Origin of the sequence: Streptomyces humicola, assembly GCF_024436035.1 — a bacterium.
Lineage (GTDB): Bacteria > Actinomycetota > Actinomycetes > Streptomycetales > Streptomycetaceae > Streptantibioticus_B > Streptantibioticus_B humicola.
In genome coordinates this window covers 1-18,915 of sequence record NZ_JANFNG010000049.1, presented here as the reverse complement: position 1 = coordinate 18,915, position 18,915 = coordinate 1, and the positions used below count along the sequence as shown (strand labels likewise).

The window sequence follows — 18,915 nt, the reverse complement described above, 5'->3', positions numbered from 1 at the left end:
ACACGGATACGGGTGCACAGGGATACCGGTAAACAGGGTAAACAGGGATACCGGCAGGCCCGTGGCGGCCCGCGGCTAAGCTCGGGTGGGTGCAGCACACCCGCACCCATCCGGGCACGGTGCGCCGGTGGACCCCCGACGCTCCACTGGACCTCGCACTCACCCTCGGGCCGCTCGCCCACGGCCCCGGCGACCCGGCCTTCCGCATGAGCGACGACGGCTCCGTCTGGCGCGCCTCCCGCACGCCCGCCGGGCCCGGCACGCTGCGGATCACGTCGGCCGACGGCGCGATCGAGGCGCAGGCGTGGGGGCCGGGGGCCGAGTGGCTGCTCGACCGGCTGCCGTCGCTGCTCGGCGCGGAGGACGAGCCCGGGGCGTTCGTGCCTCGTCACCGCCTCGTCCACGAGGTGCACCGACGCCACCCCGGGCTGCGGCTGTGCCGTACCGGACTCGTCCTCGAATCGCTCATCCCTGCGGTGCTGGAACAGAAGGTCACCGCCGACGAGGCGTACCGTGCCTGGCGGTTGCTGCTGCAACGCCACGGCGAACCGGCACCGGGGCCCGCGAGCGGTATGCGGGTGATGCCCGAGCCCCGTACCTGGGCGCTCATCCCGTCGTGGGAGTGGCACCGGGCCGGCGTCGACGGCAAGCGTGCGGCGACGATCGTGCGGGCGGTGCGCGTCGCGCGCCGGCTCGAAGAGGCGGCGGGCATGGAGGATGTCCTGGCGGCCGCGGCCAGGCTGCAGTTGATTCCCGGGATCGGGCCGTGGACCGCAGCGGAGACGCTTCAGCGCAGCAACGGCGCGCCCGACGCGATCACGGTCGGAGACCTGCACCTGCCGAACGTGGTCGGCTACGCGTTGACGGGGGAGCGGCGCACGGACGATGCGGGGATGCTCGAACTCCTTCAGCCGTATGCCGGGCAGCGGCACCGCGCCGCCCGGCTGATCCTGCTCGCGGGACGCCGGCCGCCACGGCGGGCACCGCGTTTCGCGCCGAACGACATTCGCGTTATCTAGGGAGATCGAACCCGTCACGGTGAGCGGGCGCAGGGTGGGAGACGCCTCGCCCAGCCCAGACGGCGGACGACTCATCGCACGGTGATGAAATCCCCGGCATCCCGCTCACCGCGCGCCTTCGGCGGGGCCGCCGCGCGGCCGACGGCGACCGCGCCCATCGGGTCCCACTCCTCCGGGAGCCCGAGGACGTCCCGGACGACATCGCGACAGAACATCGTCGACGACACCCATGCCGACCCCAACTGCTCTCCGGCCAGCGCCACAAGAAAGTTCTGCACGGCCGCGCCCGCCGCGACGACGAACATCTCCCGTTCCGCAGTGGCCCGCCGCTCGTCCGGATAGGCGTGCGTGCCGTCCGCGACGAGGCACGGGACGACGAGATACGGCGCATGCCGCAGTACGTCCCCGCGCCGCACCCGCCGGGCGATCGCCTCCTCGGTGAAGCCGTCGGACCGCAGATCCGCAATCCAGCGGTCGCGCATCGCGTCGAGCAGCCGCTCCCGCACCTGTGCCGACTCCAGCAGGACGAACCGCCACGGCGTGGTGTGATGCGGCGCGGGCGCGGTCACGGCGGCCGCGACCGCGCGCCGCACCGCGCCGCCGTCGACCGGCTCGTCGGTGAACTCCCGCACCGTACGCCGCAGCGTCACCGCCTGCCGCAGCGCCTCGGAGGTGCCGAGACGGAACATGTCCTCGCCGGCGGTGCGCGTCAGCGACCGCGCCCCCGGGCCGTCCGCGCCCGCGTCCTCCAGCAGATGCGTCAGCCCGCGGACGACGGCGACCGGCACCCCGTTCGCCTTGCCCTTGACCAGTTCGCCCGCCGCGGCGAGCTCGTCCGCGGTCGCAACCACCGTCGCGCTGAGCGCGTTGCCGTGCGCGTCCGAGCCGCCGCGCAGGTCGTCCAGGACGCGCAACCCGGCGGTGCCGATGGCGAGGTCGATCAGCCCGTTGCGCCAGGGGCGGCCGAAGGTGTCGGTGAGGACGACGGCGACGTCCACACCGAGCGCGTCACGCAGCCCCGCGCGGATGCGGCGCGCAGAGGCATCGGGGTCCTCGGGGAGCAACAGCACCGTGCCTGCGGGGGTGTTGGACGCGTCCACCCCGGCCGCGGCCATCACCAGGCCCTGCTTGTTCTCCACGATCCGCAGCGGCCCGCGCCGCGCGACGAGCCTGACCGTCTCCGCATCGATCGCCGCTTCCCGGTCGGCGGCCTCGACGATGCGGCCCTCTGACTTGCTGACGATCTTCGAGGTGACCAGGAGGACGTCGCCGTCGGCGAGATCCGGGCTCGCCTCGGCGATGAGCTTGGCGAGATCGTCGCCCTGCTGCACCTCGGGCATCCCCGGCACCCCCCACACCCGGTACGCCGGCGCGCTCACGCCCTCCCGTCGCCCACCTCCGTCGAGGGCGCGGGGGCCCCCATGCCGGAGGCCAGGGGCGGGAGACGGGTGGGAGCTTCGCGCCGCTGTCATGAGGAGACCTCCTTGGCGAGCGCGAGCGCTTCGCGTGCCATCCGCGCGGCCGCTTCGATGTCCGTCATCATCAGTGGCACCGCGCGACAGTTGATCCCGGCCTCCTCCACCTCGCCGACGGTGGCGGCGTCCACCGTGTCGACAAGCCAGCCGTCGAGCAGGCCGGAGCCGTAGTGCTTGGCGACGGCCGCGGCGGTGGACTCCACTCCGACGGCGGCGAGCACCTTGTCGGCCATGCCGCGTACGGGCGCGTTGCCGACGATGGGGGAGAGGCCGACGACCGGAACTCCGGCGTCCGCGATCGCCTCTCTCATCCCCGGCACTGCGAGGATCGTGCCGATGCTGACGACGGGATTGGACGGCGGGAACAGGACGACGTCCGCTTCGCCGATTGCCTCCAGCACCCCGGGCGCCGGCTTGGACTGCTCGGCACCGACCGGCAGCACGGCGTGCGCGGGCACGGAGGCGTGCAACCGTACCCAGTACTCCTGGAAGTGCACCGCCTTGCGGCCCCCGTCCTCGGGTGCGTCGATGACGACGTGGGTCTCGACACGGTCGTCGGTCATCGGGATCAGCCGTACGCCGGGCTGCCAGCGTGCGCACAGCGCCTCGGTGACGGCGCTCAGCGGATAGCCCGCGGTGATCATCTGGGTGCGGATGATGTGGGTGGCGAAATCACGGTCGCCGAGCCCGAACCAGTCGGGGCCGACGCCGTAGGCCGCCAGCTCCTCCTTCACCGTGAAGGTCTCGTCGGCCCTGCCCCAGCCCTGCCCCTCGTGGATGCCGCCGCCCAAGGTGTACATCACGGTGTCGAGGTCGGGGCAGACCTTGAGGCCGAAGAGGTGGATGTCGTCGCCGGTGTTACCGATGACGGTGATGTCCGCGTCAGGTGCCGCTGCCTTGAGGCCACGCAGAAACCGCGCCCCCCCGATGCCGCCGGCCAGTACCACGATTCGCATGGAGCCAGTCTGTCAGCCGGAGGCTGATCGTTTGAGGGTGGTGGTGGATGACTGGCGGGCCAGTCAGTCGTGGACGGACTCCCGTTCCCGGCCTGAAGGAGCCGAGCATGAGGTGTACGGGGTCATCTCGGTCAGGCCCGGGAAGTAGATGTGCAGGCTGACCGCGGGTTCGAGGGAGTCGTTGACGACACCGTGCACATAGCCGGGGGCGAAGACACGCTGGTCGTCCGCGCCGAGCGTGCGCCGGGTCTCGCCGGAGGCACCGAGCGCGCGTTCGGTCAACTCGCCCTGCAGCACGGTCAGTACGCCGGAGGACTGCCCGTGGTCGTGGAGTCCGGTGCCCTGGCCCGGGAGCCAGCTGAGCAGCCAGACCTCGTACCCCGGTCCGGTGGCGAGACGGGCGTACCAGCGCGTGGTCGTGTCGTAGTCGACGAGCGGTGCCCAACGGCCGCGGTCTTCGGCTATCGCACGGGCGAGGCCGGAGAAGTCGGCGACGGTGGCCGGGTGCTGCGCCACGGGCGGCAGCAGGTGGGGGACGGCGAGCGGGTCGCCGGCTACGGAGATGTCGGAGAGAGCGCGGTGCACGGTGGTCCCAAAGGCAGGAGCTGACGGTGGGATGCGCAGACGGGGATGTGCTGCGTCGCGGGGAGTGGCCGGGAATCGGCCGGGTCGATCGGAACGATCTGAGTCAGCGACAACAGCAACAGGAGAGAGCGCCGAGGACCCGCACAGCGCAGCGGGACTCGCGGGTGCGAGTCCTGGACGGCGCGTGGGTCTCGTTCGGCATGGTCTCAAGAAGAGCGGTTGTCCGGCCCTTTGTCAACTTGACGCCCGGACTGCCCTGGATGTTTCACCTGATCCGGTTGGTCACTCTGGCGAAAGGTTTGCTCTGCCGGGGGCGCGGATACGTGCCGCACCATCCGCTCACGGAAACGTCGTTATGCTTCCGTGATCAGACTGTGATCCGGTCCGCTCTGCCATGGGAGGTGCAACGCTGTGGCGATCTACGGCGTCTCTTCCGGCATGTGCGACGAGCCGGTCGGACCCCACGATTCTCATGTCATGGTTTGGGCTGATTTGAACACTTTCTGCTCACCCTTGGTTCCGCGGAGTGAATAAGGGGCCCGATAGCAGATCTCGGCTTGACTGGCCTGGATCCGCACACTTGTAATTTCACTCGTGTCGTTAGCCACAGCAGGTCACAACGGCATCACGGGGAAGCGACGGACGGACGAGGGGCGCGCATGACCGAGCAGTTCCAGCTGTTGCTGGGCGAGGAGGCGGAAGAAGAGCTCGGGTGGCAGGAGCGTGCACTGTGTGCGCAGACCGACCCCGAATCATTCTTCCCGGAGAAGGGCGGCTCCACCCGCGAGGCGAAGAAGGTCTGCCTCGCCTGTGAGGTCCGTTCCGAGTGCCTCGAATACGCACTCGCCAACGACGAGCGGTTCGGCATCTGGGGCGGGCTGTCGGAGCGAGAGCGGCGTCGGCTGAAGAAAGCCGCCATCTAATACTCAATCAGTCTGTAACCGGACAAACCTTGCGGCCCGTTCGCCGAGCCCACCGGCCGGTAGACGGGCCGCCGTTGTCGTTGAGCCGTTAGTGTGGGTGGCCGTCCGAGACACGCAGCGCCGTACCAGGTCAGTACGGGCACCACGTGTCCACCGCAGTCCAGCGAACCGGGGCCCGCACCTCGATGTCCGTGCACAGCCAACAGGGCGCGTACGCCGCACCTTCCGCCCAGGCGGAGTTTGCTCCCACCGCCCAGGCGGAGTTTGCTCCCACCCGCCCACCCGAGTTTCCGCGTCACATCGTGACCGCCGTGCTCGTCGCCCACGACGGTGCCCGCTGGCTGCCCGACGCGCTCGCCGGGCTGCTCGGCCAGGACCGCCCGGTCCAGAGCGTCGTCGCCGCCGACACCGGCAGCGCCGACGACACCGCACGGCTGCTCACCGAATCGCTCGGCGCCGAGCGCGTCGTCCACCTCGCCCGGCGCACCGGCTTCGGCACCGCCGTCGCCGAAGCCGTGCGCGCCGCCGCTCCCGTACTCCCCGAACACCTGCCCTATCTGCAGCGCCGCAGCGGCTGGGACCCGGCCACCCGCACCTGGAACGACGACCCCGAGCCGCAGGGCGCCGACGACCCCGAGCCGGTGCAATGGCTGTGGCTGCTTCACGACGACTGCGAGCCCGCACCGAACGCCCTCGCCGAACTGCTGCGCGTGGCCGACACCTCGCCGTCCGCCGCCGTCATCGGCCCCAAGCTGCGCAGCTGGTACGACCGCCGGGCACTGCTCGAAGTCGGCGTCACCATCGCCCGCAGCGGACGGCGTTGGACCGGCCTCGAACGCCGCGAACAGGACCAGGGCCAGCACGACCAGATCCGCCAGGTGCTCTCGGTCTCCTCCGCGGGCATGCTCGTGCGCCGCGACGTATGGGAGGAGCTTGGCGGATTCGACCGGCGCCTGCCTCTGATGCGCGACGACGTCGACTTCTGCTGGCGCGCGCAGGCCGTGGGCCACGGCGTGCTGGTCGCCCCCGAGGCGGTGCTCCGCCACGCCGAGGCCGCCTCGCGCGAGCGCCGCACCGTCGACTGCGCCGGACGTACCGCCACCAACCCGCACCGGGTCGACAAGGCCGGGGCCGTCTACACCCTCCTCGCCAACACGCGCGGCGCGCTGCTGCCGTACGTCGCCGCGCGCATCGTCGTCTCCACCCTGCTGCGCACCCTCGCCTACCTCGTCGGCAAGGTGCCGGGCCAGGCGCTCGACGAGTTCACCGGACTCCTCGCCGTCCTGCTGCGCCCGGGACGCATCCTCGGCGCACGCCGCCGCAGAGGGCGCCCCGTCGTGCCGCCGTCCGAGCTGCGGCCGCTCTTCCCACCACCCGGCGCCACTTTGCGCGCCACCATCGAGGGCGTCTACAGCAACATCTCCGGCCGCTCCGAGCCCGACTCCTCCTCGGCCGGACGCCACGGTGGCGGCGTCGAATCCGGACCCGGCGACGACGACGCCGACTTCCTCGAGATCGAGCAGTTCGCGCGGCTGCGGAGGATCGCCCACAAGCCGGGGCCGATGCTCTTCGCCGTCCTGCTGCTCGTCTCGCTCATCGCCTGCCGCGGGCTGCTCGGCAGCGGCTCGCTCGCCGGCGGCGCATTGCTGCCCGCGCCCTCGTCCGCCTCCGACCTGTGGGCGGCGTACACAGGGGCGTGGCATGCGGTCTCCAGCGGCAGCGCACAGGCCGCGCCGCCCTACCTGGCGATCTTCGCGCTCGCCTCGTCGATCCTCTTCGGCAGCACCGGCCTCGCGCTCACGCTGCTGCTCGTCTGCTCGGTGCCGCTCGCGGGCCTGAGCGCCTACTTCGCCTCGCGGCCGCTCGTCGAGTCCCGGCTGCTGCGCGCCTGGGCTGCCGTCGCCTACGCGTTCTTGCCCGCCGCGACCGGTGCACTCGCCGGCGGCCGCCTCGGCACCGCCGTCCTGGCGATCCTGCTGCCTCTCATGGCACGCGCCGCCGTCGCCGCGGGCGGGCTGCAGCTGAGCGACTCCGCCGTCGCCCGTGGCGTACGGCCCGGCTGGCGTGCCACATGGGCGTTCGCACTGCTGCTCATCGTCACCATGGCCTTCGCGCCGATCGTGTGGCTGATTGCCGTCGCGCTGTGCGCCGCGGTCGCGGTGCTGCGCGTCGTACGCCGCCAGAGCGGCCTGCTCGTCCCGCACGCGCTGCGCAGCCTCGCGGTGATCGGCACCCCGCTGCTGGTGCTCGCGCCCTGGTCGCTCACGCTCCTCGCCCATCCCTCGTTCTTCCTGCGCGAGGCCGGTATCACCTACCGCGGCGGTAATGCTTCCGCACTCGACCTGCTGATGCTCAGCCCCGGCGGCCCCAAGGCCTCGGCCGGGTTTTTGCTCACGGGCATCGTGCTCGCCGGCCTCGCCGCCCTGCTCCGCAGCGAGCGGCGGCTCGCGGTTCTCACCGCCTGGGCCGTGGCGCTCGTCGGACTTCTCGCCGCGGCGGGACAGAACGGCACCACCTGGGCCGGGCCCGCCACCCTCGTCTACGGCCTCGGGCTGCTCGCCGCCGCGGTGATCGGCGCCGAGGGCGCACGGGAACGCATCTCGGCCTCCGGCTTCGGCTGGCGGCAGCCGGTGGCCGCCCTCGTCCTCGTCGCGGCCGGCGCGGCGCCGCTGATCGCTGCCACGATCTGGATGCTCGACGGTGCAGCAGGGCCGCTCGGGCGGCGCGACCCCGAGCAGGTGCCCGCGTTCGTGGCGGAGGAGAGCTCCACCCAGGACCAGGCGCGCACGCTCGTGCTCGACGGCGACCCGGGGCATGTGAAGTACATGCTCGTGCGCGGCGCCGGCGCGCAGATGGGCGACGCGGAGATCGCCGCGGAGGCGGGCGACGACAGCCGTCTCGACTCGGTCGTGGCCAACCTCGTCGCGGGCTCGGGCGCCGACCAGGCCAGCCAGCTCAGCGGCTACGCGGTGCGCTATGTGCTGGTGCAGCCGGGCACGCCGGCCTCAATGAGCAACGTGCTCGACAGCACGCCCGGCCTCGACCGGGTCAGCCAGGCCAACGGAACCGAGCTGTGGAGCGTCGCCAACGAGGTCTCCCGGATCACGATCACCTCCCCGAGCGGTTCGGGGACGCCGGTCTCCGTCGCGGCCGGCAAGGTCGAGGCACACACCACGATCCCGTCCGGGCCCTCCGGGCGTGTGCTGCGCCTCGCCGACTCGGCCGCACCGGGCTGGAGGGCCACCCTCGACGGGCAGCCGCTCACCCCGACCACGGTCGACGGCTGGGCGCAGGGCTTCCAACTTCCCGCCAACGGCGGGCATCTCGACCTGACATACGACGCGCCCGTCACCCACTGGCTCTGGCTCTCGGCCCAAGGGTTCCTCGCCCTCGTCGTCGTGGTGCTCGCGCTGCCCGGCCGGCGCCGTGACATCGACGACGACCTGCCGGAGGACGGCGCGGCGGCCGCCGCCGCGACCGCGTCCCAGGTGGCCGACGGCGAAGGGCGCAGGGCGCGGCGGCTGCGCGCCGCGGCCGAGGCGGAAGCGGCAGTGGCGGAAGCGGCAGTGGCGGAAGCGGCAGTAGCGGAAGCCGTCGCGCCGACGTCCGACGCGGCGGACGACGGCGGTATCCCCGCGCAGCAGCCCCGGCCGGACGGCAGCGGCAGCGAGGCGTGGGAGGCCTTCCCGTACCCGGCCGACGCGTACGCCTCCCCCGGCGACGGCGGCACAGGCAGCGACGAGTGGAACGCCTTCGCGCACTCCCAGCAGCCGGTCCAGCCGATGCAGCCGGGATACGAACAGTGGGGCGGCGAGTACCAGAGCCAAGGCGGGTACCAGGGCCAGGGCGAGTACCAGAACGGGTACTACGACCCCTACCAGCAGGGCGCCTACCAGCAGGGTGAGCAAGGCGCCGAGTACGGCCAGTACGGCTACCCGGAATACGCCGAGTACCCCGAGTACGCCGAGCATCCCGAGCAGCACCCGCAGCCCTACGACCCGGCCTACGACCCCGGGCACTACAACCCGGACGGGAGCGAGCGCCAGTGATGAACCGCACCACCGTCTCCCTCGTCGGCGTGCTCGCGGCGCTCGCCGCCGTCATCGGGATCGCCTTCGCCCTCGCCCCCTCCGGCGCCGGCACCACGCCCGTCTCCACCGCAGCCGTGCGCAAGCCGATCGAGCGCTCGACACTGCTGTGCCCCGCGCCGACCGATTCCGACTACGCGTCCACCACCTACACCGCGTACACCCCCCCGGGTGACAGCAACGCACCGAGCGGCAATGGCAGCGGCACCGCCCAGCTGATGCCCGCCCAGATCGGCGACGGCACCGGCACGGTGAAGAACGCACCGGGCGCGGGCCAGCCCGTCGACCCCCTCACCGCTCCCGGCAAACCGGTCACCTCCACCAAGTCCTCCGCGGCCCCGCTGGTCGGCACCGCGACGGGTAGCCTCGCCCCCGGCTGGACGGTCCAGGAGACCACCACCATCGGCGTGGGCCCTGGCCGCGGCGTGCTCGGAATGTCCTGCACCTCCCCCGGCACCGACTTCTGGTTCCCCGGTGCGAGCACCTCCTCCGACCGCCAGGACTACGTCCACCTCACCAACCCCGACCCGACCCCCGCGGTTGCCGACATCGAGCTGTACGACTCCAACGGCACCGTGCAGACCAACGGCGCCAGCGGGCTCACCATCCCCGCGAACTCGAGCGTCCCGATCCTGCTCTCCACCCTCACCGGAGAGCAGGCCAACGACCTGACCGTGCACGTCGCCGTCCGTACCGGCCGGGTCGGGGCCGCCATCCAGGCGATGGACACCAAGCTCGGCAGCGACTGGCTGCCCGCCGCTGCGGCCCCCGCCAACAGCGCCGTCCTGCCCGGCATCCCCGCCGACGCCACCTCCGTCCACCTCGTCGCCTATGCGACGGGCTCCAGCGACGCCAATCTGAAGGTCCAGCTGCTCACCCCCACCGGCGCCATCACACCGGCCGGCAACCAGACGCTCGACGTCAAGAACGGATTGACCGCTTCCACCGACTTCCCGTCACTCACGCAGGGCCAGGCCGGATCTCTGGTGCTGACGCCCGCCGACCCGGGCAACGCCGCGCCGTTCGTGGCCGCGGTACGGATCACGCGGGGCAACGGAGCCTCCCAGGAGATGGCGTTCCTGCCGTCGACCGGGCCGATCGGCCAGCGAGCCACGGCCGCCGACAACCGGGCGCAGGGCACCACGCTCTCGCTGGCCGCGCCGGGCGGCGACGCCACAGTCAAGGTCACCGCGTCCGCGGGCACCAGCGGGGGCGCCCCGGTCTCCCGGACGGTCACCGTCAAGGGCGGTACGACCATGGCCTTCGCCCCGCCGCAGCCCTCGGGCGGCGCGGGCAGCGGCTCGTACGCGGTGACCGTCGAGCCGATCTCGGGCGGCCCTGTCTACGCCTCACGCACCCTGGAGCTGCCGCAGGACGGGCTGCCGATGTTCACCATCCAGCCGATGGGCGACGACGGCGGAACCGTCGCCGTACCCCAGGCGGGCCAGGACCTGTCGATCCTGGAGAGATGAGGCGAGCGACGAGGCGGGGCGCTCGCCCTGTCGCTCGTGCCGGATCATTCCTCGCCGTAGCGCGGGTCGACGTTCTCCGGCGAGAGCCCGAGCAACTCGGCGACCTGCTCGACCACCACCTCGTGGACGAGCAGCGCCCGCTCCTCGCGGTTCTTCGCGCGGATCTCCACCGGCCTGCGGTAGATCACGATCCGGTTCGGCGAGCCCTTGCCCGTGGTGCCCGCGGCGATCAGCCGGCCGAGCGGGACGATGTCATCTCCCGCCACGGCGATGCGGTCGTCCGCACCGTCGGGCCCCAGTACCGGGACGTCCTGGACGGCGAACTCGACCTCCGCCAGTTGCGGCCAGCGCCTCTCCAGCCGATCGGCGGCGTCCCTCACCAGGTCGTCGAAGGCGTCGGAGCGGCTGACCGACAGCGGCACCTGCGGCGGCGCCAGGGGGCCGCGCATCCCGCGGCCGTGCCGGTCCCGATACCGCGGCGCGCGGGGTCGTCGGGGGCCGGGCGGCTGCTGCGGCTCCGGGGTCTCGGGTGCCTCCGGTGTGTCGGCTGCGTGAGGCGGAACGGGCGTGTCCATCACCTGGCAGGGTAGCCGTCGCGGCGCGCCACGCACGCAAGGCCCGTACAACTGCCGTGATGTCGCTCAATGCCCGATCGTTGCCGAATCCGCACCGACCATATGTGTAGGTCTGACCGATTCTCGATCGTTCGTGGACGCCGATGCGCAGGAACGGCGACCGGTCACCATGTCGGCCGCCTCGGCCGGCGAGGTTTCCGCGCAGGTGGGCGCATGTGGCGCGACGTGACGTGATCCGGGCGAAGCCGGACGACACGAGCGGGTGACCTCGTGGAGAGTCGTCGCGGCCCGCTCAAGAGTGCGGTACCGTCCAACGTCGTGAGCCCTGTACGTCGTTGTTCGCGCACCGCGTGCGGTCGTCCCGCCGTCGCGACGCTGACGTACGTCTACGCGGACTCCACGGCCGTCCTCGGGCCGCTCGCCACGTACGCCGAGCCGCACTGCTACGACCTGTGCTCCGAGCACTCGGCCCGGCTCACCGCTCCCCGCGGCTGGGAGGTCGTCCGGCTCGCCGTCGACTCCGGCCCCGCCCGCCCCACCAGCGACGATCTCGAAGCGCTCGCCAACGCCGTGCGTGAGGCCGCCCGCCCGCAGGAACGTCCCGCGGCGCCCGGCGGCGGGGAGGCCGATCCCGTCGAGGTCGCCCGCCGCGGCCATCTGCGTGTGCTGCGCTCACCCGAGTCATAGGCACCACGTCCTCGCACATCACGTACACGTACGTACACGCGCACGTACAGTCGGCGCCGCTCCTTCACACGATGTGCTGGCCGCTGTCCGGCGTTCAGTCAGGCCGGGTAGGTTGGTGCCCCTGATGCTGTCCGCGGCGCCATCCGGGCGCTTTTTCGGAACTGGAGCTGCTGTGCCCGACCTGTCGCAGATCGTGAAGGCGTACGACGTACGAGGCGTCGTCCCCGACCAGTGGGACGAGGTGCTCGCCGAGCTGTTCGGCGCCGCCTTCGCCACGGTGACGGACGCGAAGGCGATCGTCGTCGGCCACGACATGCGCCCGTCGTCGCCGGGCCTGTCGCGCGCCTTCGCCCAGGGAGCCGCCTCGCGCGGCGCCGACGTGGTGGAGATCGGGCTGTGCTCCACCGATGAGCTCTACTTCGCCTCCGGCAAGCTCGACCTGCCCGGTGCGATGTTCACCGCGAGCCACAACCCCGCCCAGTACAACGGCATCAAGATGTGCCGTGCGGGTGCTGCCCCCGTCGGCCAGGACACCGGCCTCGCCGAGATCCGCGAGCTCGCCGAGGCGTGGTCGCAGAGCGGCCTGCCCGCCACCGACGCCACGCCCGGCACGATCACCCAGCGCGACGTGCTCGCCGACTACGCCGGCTACCTGCGCGACCTGGTCGACCTCACCGGCATCCGGCGACTGAAAGTCGCCGTCGACGCGGGCAACGGCATGGGCGGCCACACCGTCCCCACCGTCTTCGAGGGGCTGCCCGTCGACCTCGTCCCCATGTACTTCGAGCTCGATGGCACCTTCCCCAACCATGAGGCCAACCCGCTCGACCCGAAGAACCTCGTCGACCTCCAGGCCAAGGTCCGCGAGACCGGCGCCGACATCGGCCTCGCCTTCGACGGCGACGCCGACCGCTGCTTCGTCGTCGACGAGCGCGGCGAGCCCGTCTCCCCGTCGGCGATCACCGCCCTGGTCGCCGCCCGCGAGCTGGCCAAGCACCCGGGTGAGACGATCATCCACAACCTGATCACCTCCTGGTCGGTACCCGAGGTGGTCAAGGAGAGCGGCGGCACCACGGTGCGCACCCGCGTCGGCCACTCCTTCATCAAGCAGGAGATGGCCCGCACCGGCGCGATCTTCGGCGGCGAGCACTCGGCCCACTACTACTTCCGGGACTTCTGGAAGGCCGACACCGGCATGCTCGCCGCGCTCCACGTGCTCGCGGCTCTCGGCGGCCAGGACGACACGCTGTCGCAGCTGGTCGCCGAGTACGACCGGTACGCCGCATCCGGCGAGATCAACTCCACCGTCGCCGACCAGGCCGAGCGCACCGCGGCCGTGCACGCCGCCTTCGAGGGCCGTCGTGGCGTCACCTTCGACGAGCTCGACGGGCTCACCGTCACCGGTGACGACTGGTGGTTCAACCTGCGTCCGTCCAACACCGAGCCGCTGCTCCGCCTCAACGTCGAGGCGCGCGACGCCGGGACCGTGGCGCGCGTCCGCGACGAGGTCCTCGCGATCGTGCGCGCGTGACAGGGCGCAGGTGACAGGGCGCGCGTGAACGTGCGCGCCTGACCAGGGCGTACACCCGTTGGGCGGAGGCCCGGAACCGTTCCCGGGCCTCCGCCGACGCCGTCCCGGCGGTACGCTGACCACGCCGAACGACACAATGTCGGTACACCCCAGCGACCGCCGAAACCGCTCGAACCGCCGAAGAGGACACCGCATGCCGCTCGAAGCCAGCCTTCTGGAGATCCTCGCCTGCCCGGCGTGCCACGCCGCGCTCCGCGAGGACACCGCCGCGGGTGAGCTCATCTGCACCGCGGAGCGCTGCGGCCTGGCCTACCCCGTCCGTGACGGGATCCCGGTCCTCCTCATCGACGAGGCCCGCCGCCCCGCGTAACGCCGGGACTGCGAACGGCCGGCGGACCGGAAGAGGCCGGAGGCCACGATGCTCGACGAGTCTCTGCTCGACAATCCCGACGCGCTCGCCCGCACCGACACAGGCGGCCTGCTGCTCGGTGTCGCGGCCGCCGGCGCCCGGGTCCGCACCGCGGCCCGCCACGCCGCCGAGGCGGGAGTTGCCGACCTCAAACCCGACGGCCGTCCCCGCTCGGTGATCGTCGCCGCACCTGGGCTGATGGCGGACGGCATAGCCGACCTGCTCGGCGCACTCGCCGCCTGCCCCGTCCTGCCATTGCCGCCGAGCGGCCCCGCGCCCGACGCCCAGGCGCTGCGCTGGATGCTCCCCGGCTGGGCGGGCCCGCTCGACCTTCTGCTCCTGGCCACCTACGACGGCTCCGAGCCGGGGCTGACCGGCCTGGTGGAGCAGGCCTACCGGCACGGCTGCACCGTCGCGGCCGTCGCCCCGGCCAAGGCACCGCTCGCCGAGGCGCTGCAACAGGTGCACGGACTCGCCGTCCCCTTCGCCCAACCGCCCTTCACCGAGGCGGCGGCACCGGCTGCATCCGCGGCACCGAGGCCGCCCCACCCCGCCGATCCCGGCGCCTTCTGGGCGCTGTTCACCCCGCTGCTCGCGCTCACCGACCGCATAGGCCTGGTCAACGCGCCGCCTAGCGCCGTCGAAGCCATCGCGTCGCGGCTCGACACCGCCGCCGAACGCTTCGGCCCGGCGACCGAGACCTACCGCAACCCGGCCAAGACCCTCGCCGCAGAGCTCGGCGAATCGCTGCCGCTGCTGTGGAGCGAGGGCGCGGTGACCGGCGCCGCGGCCCGGCGCTTCGTCCGCGCGCTCACCTCGCTCTCCGGGCGCCCGGCGCTCGCCGCCGTGCTTCCCGGGGCGCTGGACGAGCACAGTGCACTGCTCAGCAGCCCGCTCACCCCCGCCTCCGGCGACCTGCACGACTTCTTCCGCGACCGCGTCGAGGAGGAGCCGGAGACGCTGCGGCTGCGCATCGTGCTGCTGCGCGAGCAGGACGGGGCGCCCGCCACCGCCGTCCAGGAGGCGGCAGACAGCCACGAGACGCCGCTCAGCGAGATCGAGGCCCCTGCAGGGCCGCCCGCCGAGGCACTGGCCGAGCTGATGGCGCTCACCGACTTCACCGCCGTCTACCTCGCGCTCTCCCCGGCCGACGACACCTGACGACCGGAAGACGCGAAGACGCTCAGAAGACGCACAACAGCGCCACGTAAGCTCACATGCACGACGCAAGCTCATGCTGGACGCAAGCTCACGCAGGACGCACCAGACCGGAAGAGGAACACCCACCGCATGGACCGCCTCGTCAACACCGTGCGCCCCTACGCCTGGGGCTCCACCACCGCCATTCCCGAGCTGCTCGGCACCGAGCCGACCGGCGAACCGCAGGCCGAACTGTGGATGGGCGCGCACCCCGGCGCCCCGTCGCGCCTCGACCGGGGATCCGGCCTCGTCCCGCTCAACGACGTGATCGACGCCGACCCGCCCGCCGAGCTCGGCAAGGCCGCCATCGACCGGTTCGGGCCCCGGCTGCCGTTCCTGTTCAAGATCCTCGCCGCCGGCGCACCGCTGTCCCTGCAGGTCCACCCCGACCTTGCGCAGGCGAAGGCCGGGTTCGAGGACGAGGAAGCGCGCGGCATCCCGATCGACGCGCCGCACCGCAACTACAAGGACGCCAACCACAAGCCCGAGATGCTCTGCGCGCTCGTGCCCTTCGACGGACTGTGCGGCTTCCGCAAGCCGTCCGAAGCCGCCGATCTCCTCGAAGGACTCGGCGTCGACGGGCTCAAGCCGTACGTCGACATCCTGCGCGCCCAGCCCGAGGGCGAGGCGCTGCGCGAGGTGCTCGCCGCCGTGCTCACCGCCGACCGGGACGCGATCGCCGAGACGGTGACCGAGGCGACGGAGGCGGCCGAGCGGCTCAGCGAGGAGGGCGGCAGGTTCGCCGACGCCTACGCCGCTTACGCCAAGGCGGCGCACAGCTTCCCCGGCGATCCCGGCGTCATCGCGGCCATGCTCCTCAACTACGTCCGCCTGCAGCCCGGCGAGGCGCTGTACCTGGGCGCGGGCGTGCCGCACGCCTACCTCGGCGGGCTCGGCGTCGAGCTGATGGCCAACTCCGACAACGTGCTGCGCTGCGGCCTGACGCCGAAGCACGTCGATGTGCCCGAACTGCTGCGTATCGTACGGTTCGAGCCCAGTGAGCCGGCCGTGCTGCGCCCCGAGGCGAGCGAGGACGGCGAGGAGGTCTACGACACGCCGATCGACGAATTCCGGCTCTCCCGGTACGTCCTCGCCCCGGGCGGCGCACCGCGCACCCTCGACGACCGGACCCCGCAGATCCTGCTGTGCACGGCCGGCACCGTGCACTTGAACAGCAAGGACGGCTCCGAGCTCGACCTCGCGCGCGGCGAGTCCGCCTACGTACCGGCCGGCGAGCAGGTCGAAGCGAGCGGCGACGGCACCCTCTTCCGCGCCACCGTCGTGGCCTGAGGACCCGGCGACCTGGCGACCTGAGGACCTACGGGCGTCGTTGACGTCTCCCCGCCATCCCGCTACGGGGAGACGCCAACGACCGCCGTGCTCAGTCGACTTCCGCCAGCACCCTCATGATGTCGCCCCGCGTCGGAGCCTCCGCCAGACGCTCGCGGAACTCGGTGTCCATCAGCTTCCGCGACAGCAGTGCCAGAATCCGCAGATGCTCGTCCCCGGCGGACGCCTCCGGCACCGAGATCATGAAGATGAGCTTGGCCTTCGTCCCGTCGACCGCACCCCACTCGATGCCGTCGGTGGAGCGGGCGAAACCGACCACCGGAGCCGACACCGCATCCGTCTTGGCATGCGGGATCGCGATTTCCTCGCCCAGGCCCGTGGTGCCCTGTGCCTCGCGGGCGAGCGCGGCGTCGACCAGCGCCCCGACGTCCGTCACCTTGCCCGTACCGGCCAGCAGCCCGGCCAACTCCCGGATCGCGGACTCCTTGTCGTCCGCGGTGAGCTGCTCCCTGACCGTCTCCTCGGTGAGATAACCGGAGAGCACCTCGCCGTCCGGCGACGGCACGCGCGCCGTACGCGGCGGGGCCTCGACGACCGCGGTCGCTGTGGCCGCCTTGGCGCGGCCGGACGGCGGCACGGACGACACGGACGAGACGACGACCGTGCCGCCGCCACCACCGCCACCGCCACCGGCGCCGGCAAGCGCGGGCCCTGGGATCCCGGCAGCCACCGCCGCCTGCGGCTTCCTCCCCTCGAACGAGACGAGTGCCACCGTGGCCAGCGCCGTCACCACAGAACCGATCACGATCGCGATGAAGTACGTCGGCACGCCGCCGACCGCACCGAGCACACCCACGATCGGACCGCCGTGCGGCACCGCGTCCTTCACCCCGGCCATGCCCGCGACCGCACCGGCCACCGCACCGCCGAGCATGTTCGCTGGAATGACCTTCGCCGGCCGCGCCGCCGCAAACGGGATGGCGCCCTCCGAGATGCCGAAGAAGCCCATGAAGAGCGCAGCGATGCCCGTCTCCCGCTCCTGATCGGTGTAGAGGCGGCGCCGGATCAGCGTGGCAAGCCCCTGCCCGAGCGGCATCACCGGAATCGCTGCGGCACACATGCCCATGACCGTCTCGTGGCCGGTGGCGATCAGCCCCGCGCCGAAGAGGAACGCCGTCTTGTTGACCGGCCCGCCCATGTCAAACGCGATCATCAGGCCGAGTATCGTGCCGAGCACGATCGCGCTCGTGCCCGTCATGCTGCTGAGCCAGCTGGTCAGGTGCGCGAACACCCACGAGATGGGTTTGCCGACGACGTAGATGAAGAACAGGCCGAGCGATGTCGTCGCGACGATCGGGATCACGATGATCGGCATGATCGGCTGCACGAACTTCGGCACCCGGACCTTCTTGATCCACAGCACCAGATAGCCGGCCAGGAAGCCGGTCACGATCGCGCCGATGAAGCCGGCGCCCGCCTTCGAGTCGTACAGCGAACCCGTGTTGGCGATCCAGCCGCCGATCATGCCCGGCACCAGCGCCGGCCTGTCCCCGATCGCGTAAGCGATGTAACCGGACAGGATCGGCACCATCAGCGTGAAACCGATCGTGCCGATGTCGTTCACGTGCTGCCAGAACGACCCCGGCGGGATCACAAGACCCCCGCTGGCCTGCGGATGACCGCCGAAGGCGAGCGACACCGCGATCAGAAGACCGCCCACCACCACGAACGGGATCATGTAGCTGACGCCGTTCATCAGCGCCTTGTACGCGACGCTGCGCTCCTTTCCCCCTCCGGCGAGAGCTCCGCCCGATGTGGCCGCATGACCGCTGCCTGCCTCATGGAGCGGCGCGCTGCGCACCCGCTCGATCAGACGCTCCGGATGGCTGATCCCCTCCGAGACGCCGACGGTCAGGACCCTCTTCCCGACGAAACGGCTCAGGTCGACGTCCTTGTCGGCCGCGATGATGATCCCGTCCGCCTCTTCGACATCGTTGTCGGACAGTACGTTTTCTGCCCCGATCGAGCCCTGGGTCTCGACCTTCATCGCTATGCCCATCGCCTCGGCCGCCTGGGACAGCTTCTCCGCGGCCATGTAGGTGTGGGCGATGCCGGTGGGACAGGCGGTGACCGCGAGCAGCCTCAGCCCCTCCTTTGCGGTCCCCGCTCCTTCTGAGGGCTCGGCGGGCCTGGTCACGTCATCGTCTCCTTCGGCTCTTCATTCACGAGTGCGCAAGAGTGTTCCCGCGCCCGGGGCATCCGGCAACAGGCGCGGAGCGATCCGAAACGGTCCCGTGGTCCATGAGTGAAGTCCTGGCCGGAACGCGGCGCTGCGCTCCTCATGGGCTGGGTTCCGCTGCGCCGTTCGGTGTAGATTCGACGGGAAGCCAGACGTCGCTGCTGATGGCGGTCGGGCGGCCCGGATCGCATGGATCGTACGGGTCGGCCGAGGGAGAGAGGGCCTCCGACGGACTGAGCTGCGGTACGAGGACCGAGGGCCCGCCCGGCGGTCCCTTTTCGGCGTGCTCGTCCGGGCCCGCCGAACGGCCGCAGCGGACAGACCGATGCCCACTCCCGACCGACACAGCGAGGAGCACCCCGCATGACGTCGACCTCCGCAACCCCCGCCTTCAAGGTTGCTGACCTCTCCCTGGCCGAGTTCGGCCGTAAGGAGATCACGCTGGCCGAGCATGAGATGCCCGGTC

15 protein-coding genes are annotated in these 18,915 nt (G+C 71.8%); 10 read left to right on the top strand and 5 right to left on the bottom strand.

The window, feature by feature from the left end; all coding sequences use genetic code 11:
• The first annotated feature begins 89 nt into the window (after positions 1-89).
• Entirely contained in the window at positions 90-1,019 is a 930-nt protein-coding gene (locus NGB36_RS31985) for a DNA-3-methyladenine glycosylase family protein (protein ID WP_255924120.1), read from the top strand.
• Positions 1,020-1,090: 71 nt separating this feature from the next.
• Here the strand turns inward: NGB36_RS31985 and NGB36_RS31980 are convergent, their stop codons facing one another.
• The 3 genes from NGB36_RS31980 to NGB36_RS31970 form a co-directional block, all read right to left on the bottom strand.
• Positions 1,091-2,491 (bottom strand): coenzyme F420-0:L-glutamate ligase, encoded by a 1,401-nt coding sequence (locus NGB36_RS31980; RefSeq protein WP_372509581.1) that lies wholly within the window; start codon positions 2,489-2,491, stop codon positions 1,091-1,093.
• The gene (gene cofD, locus NGB36_RS31975) at positions 2,488-3,450 is read right to left on the bottom strand and encodes a 2-phospho-L-lactate transferase (protein ID WP_255924118.1); all 963 of its coding nucleotides are present in this window, start codon (positions 3,448-3,450) and stop codon (positions 2,488-2,490) included. Before cofD ends, NGB36_RS31980 begins: the two co-directional genes overlap by 4 nt.
• A 63-nt stretch (positions 3,451-3,513) precedes the next feature.
• Positions 3,514-4,035, bottom strand: a complete 522-nt coding sequence (locus NGB36_RS31970) for a cysteine dioxygenase (protein WP_255924117.1) — start codon at positions 4,033-4,035, stop codon at positions 3,514-3,516.
• A gap of 659 nt (positions 4,036-4,694) precedes the next feature.
• Here NGB36_RS31970 and NGB36_RS31965 point away from each other — a divergent pair.
• From NGB36_RS31965 to NGB36_RS31955, 3 genes are all read left to right on the top strand, one after another.
• Positions 4,695-4,958, top strand: a complete 264-nt coding sequence (locus NGB36_RS31965) for a WhiB family transcriptional regulator (protein ID WP_255924116.1) — start codon at positions 4,695-4,697, stop codon at positions 4,956-4,958.
• Between the two features lie 185 nt (positions 4,959-5,143).
• Positions 5,144-9,007 (top strand): glycosyltransferase family 2 protein, encoded by a 3,864-nt coding sequence (locus NGB36_RS31960; RefSeq protein WP_255924140.1) that lies wholly within the window; start codon positions 5,144-5,146, stop codon positions 9,005-9,007.
• Positions 9,007-10,518 (top strand): DUF5719 family protein, encoded by a 1,512-nt coding sequence (locus NGB36_RS31955; protein ID WP_255924115.1) that lies wholly within the window; start codon positions 9,007-9,009, stop codon positions 10,516-10,518. Before NGB36_RS31960 ends, NGB36_RS31955 begins: the two co-directional genes overlap by 1 nt.
• A gap of 44 nt (positions 10,519-10,562) precedes the next feature.
• On the opposite strand, the gene NGB36_RS31950 is transcribed toward NGB36_RS31955, so the two are convergent.
• A complete protein-coding gene (locus tag NGB36_RS31950; RefSeq protein WP_372509580.1) occupies positions 10,563-11,093 on the bottom strand; it encodes a metallopeptidase family protein in 531 nt (176 codons plus the stop codon).
• A gap of 270 nt (positions 11,094-11,363) precedes the next feature.
• Between NGB36_RS31950 and NGB36_RS31945 the strand changes: the two genes are divergently transcribed.
• The 5 genes from NGB36_RS31945 (at position 11,364) to manA (ending at position 16,210) form a co-directional block, all read left to right on the top strand.
• Positions 11,364-11,780 (top strand): DUF3499 domain-containing protein, encoded by a 417-nt coding sequence (locus NGB36_RS31945; RefSeq protein WP_255924113.1) that lies wholly within the window; start codon positions 11,364-11,366, stop codon positions 11,778-11,780.
• Between the two features lie 172 nt (positions 11,781-11,952).
• A complete protein-coding gene (locus NGB36_RS31940) occupies positions 11,953-13,311 on the top strand; it encodes a phosphomannomutase/phosphoglucomutase (protein WP_255924111.1) in 1,359 nt (452 codons plus the stop codon).
• A gap of 193 nt (positions 13,312-13,504) precedes the next feature.
• Positions 13,505-13,681, top strand: coding sequence for a Trm112 family protein (locus NGB36_RS31935; RefSeq protein WP_255924110.1), 177 nt, complete (start codon positions 13,505-13,507; stop codon positions 13,679-13,681).
• A gap of 48 nt (positions 13,682-13,729) precedes the next feature.
• On the top strand, positions 13,730-14,881 hold the full coding sequence (locus NGB36_RS31930) for an SIS domain-containing protein (protein WP_255924108.1): 1,152 nt from the start codon (positions 13,730-13,732) through the stop codon (positions 14,879-14,881).
• Between the two features lie 129 nt (positions 14,882-15,010).
• A complete protein-coding gene (manA, locus tag NGB36_RS31925; RefSeq protein ID WP_255924107.1) occupies positions 15,011-16,210 on the top strand; it encodes a mannose-6-phosphate isomerase, class I in 1,200 nt (399 codons plus the stop codon).
• Between the two features lie 91 nt (positions 16,211-16,301).
• On the opposite strand, the gene NGB36_RS31920 is transcribed toward manA, so the two are convergent.
• On the bottom strand, positions 16,302-18,407 hold the full coding sequence (locus NGB36_RS31920) for a fructose-specific PTS transporter subunit EIIC (protein WP_255924106.1): 2,106 nt from the start codon (positions 18,405-18,407) through the stop codon (positions 16,302-16,304).
• Between the two features lie 405 nt (positions 18,408-18,812).
• Here NGB36_RS31920 and NGB36_RS31915 point away from each other — a divergent pair.
• Positions 18,813-18,915, top strand: a 103-nt coding sequence (locus NGB36_RS31915; RefSeq protein ID WP_255924139.1) for an adenosylhomocysteinase, incomplete at its 3' end; no start/stop codon positions are given.

Excerpts from the sequence above, each read along its gene's own strand:
- NGB36_RS31980 (WP_372509581.1), bottom strand. The coding sequence starts at position 2,491 with ATGACAGCGGCGCGAAGCTCCCACCCGTCTCCCGCCCCTGGCCTCCGG.
- cofD (WP_255924118.1), bottom strand. The coding sequence starts at position 3,450 with ATGCGAATCGTGGTACTGGCCGGCGGCATCGGGGGGGCGCGGTTTCTG.
- NGB36_RS31965 (WP_255924116.1), top strand. The coding sequence starts at position 4,695 with ATGACCGAGCAGTTCCAGCTGTTGCTGGGCGAGGAGGCGGAAGAAGAG.
- NGB36_RS31960 (WP_255924140.1), top strand. The coding sequence starts at position 5,144 with ATGTCCGTGCACAGCCAACAGGGCGCGTACGCCGCACCTTCCGCCCAG.
- NGB36_RS31955 (WP_255924115.1), top strand. The coding sequence starts at position 9,007 with ATGAACCGCACCACCGTCTCCCTCGTCGGCGTGCTCGCGGCGCTCGCC.
- NGB36_RS31950 (WP_372509580.1), bottom strand. The coding sequence starts at position 11,093 with ATGGACACGCCCGTTCCGCCTCACGCAGCCGACACACCGGAGGCACCC.
- NGB36_RS31935 (WP_255924110.1), top strand. The coding sequence starts at position 13,505 with ATGCCGCTCGAAGCCAGCCTTCTGGAGATCCTCGCCTGCCCGGCGTGC.
- NGB36_RS31930 (WP_255924108.1), top strand. The coding sequence starts at position 13,730 with ATGCTCGACGAGTCTCTGCTCGACAATCCCGACGCGCTCGCCCGCACC.
- manA (WP_255924107.1), top strand. The coding sequence starts at position 15,011 with ATGGACCGCCTCGTCAACACCGTGCGCCCCTACGCCTGGGGCTCCACC.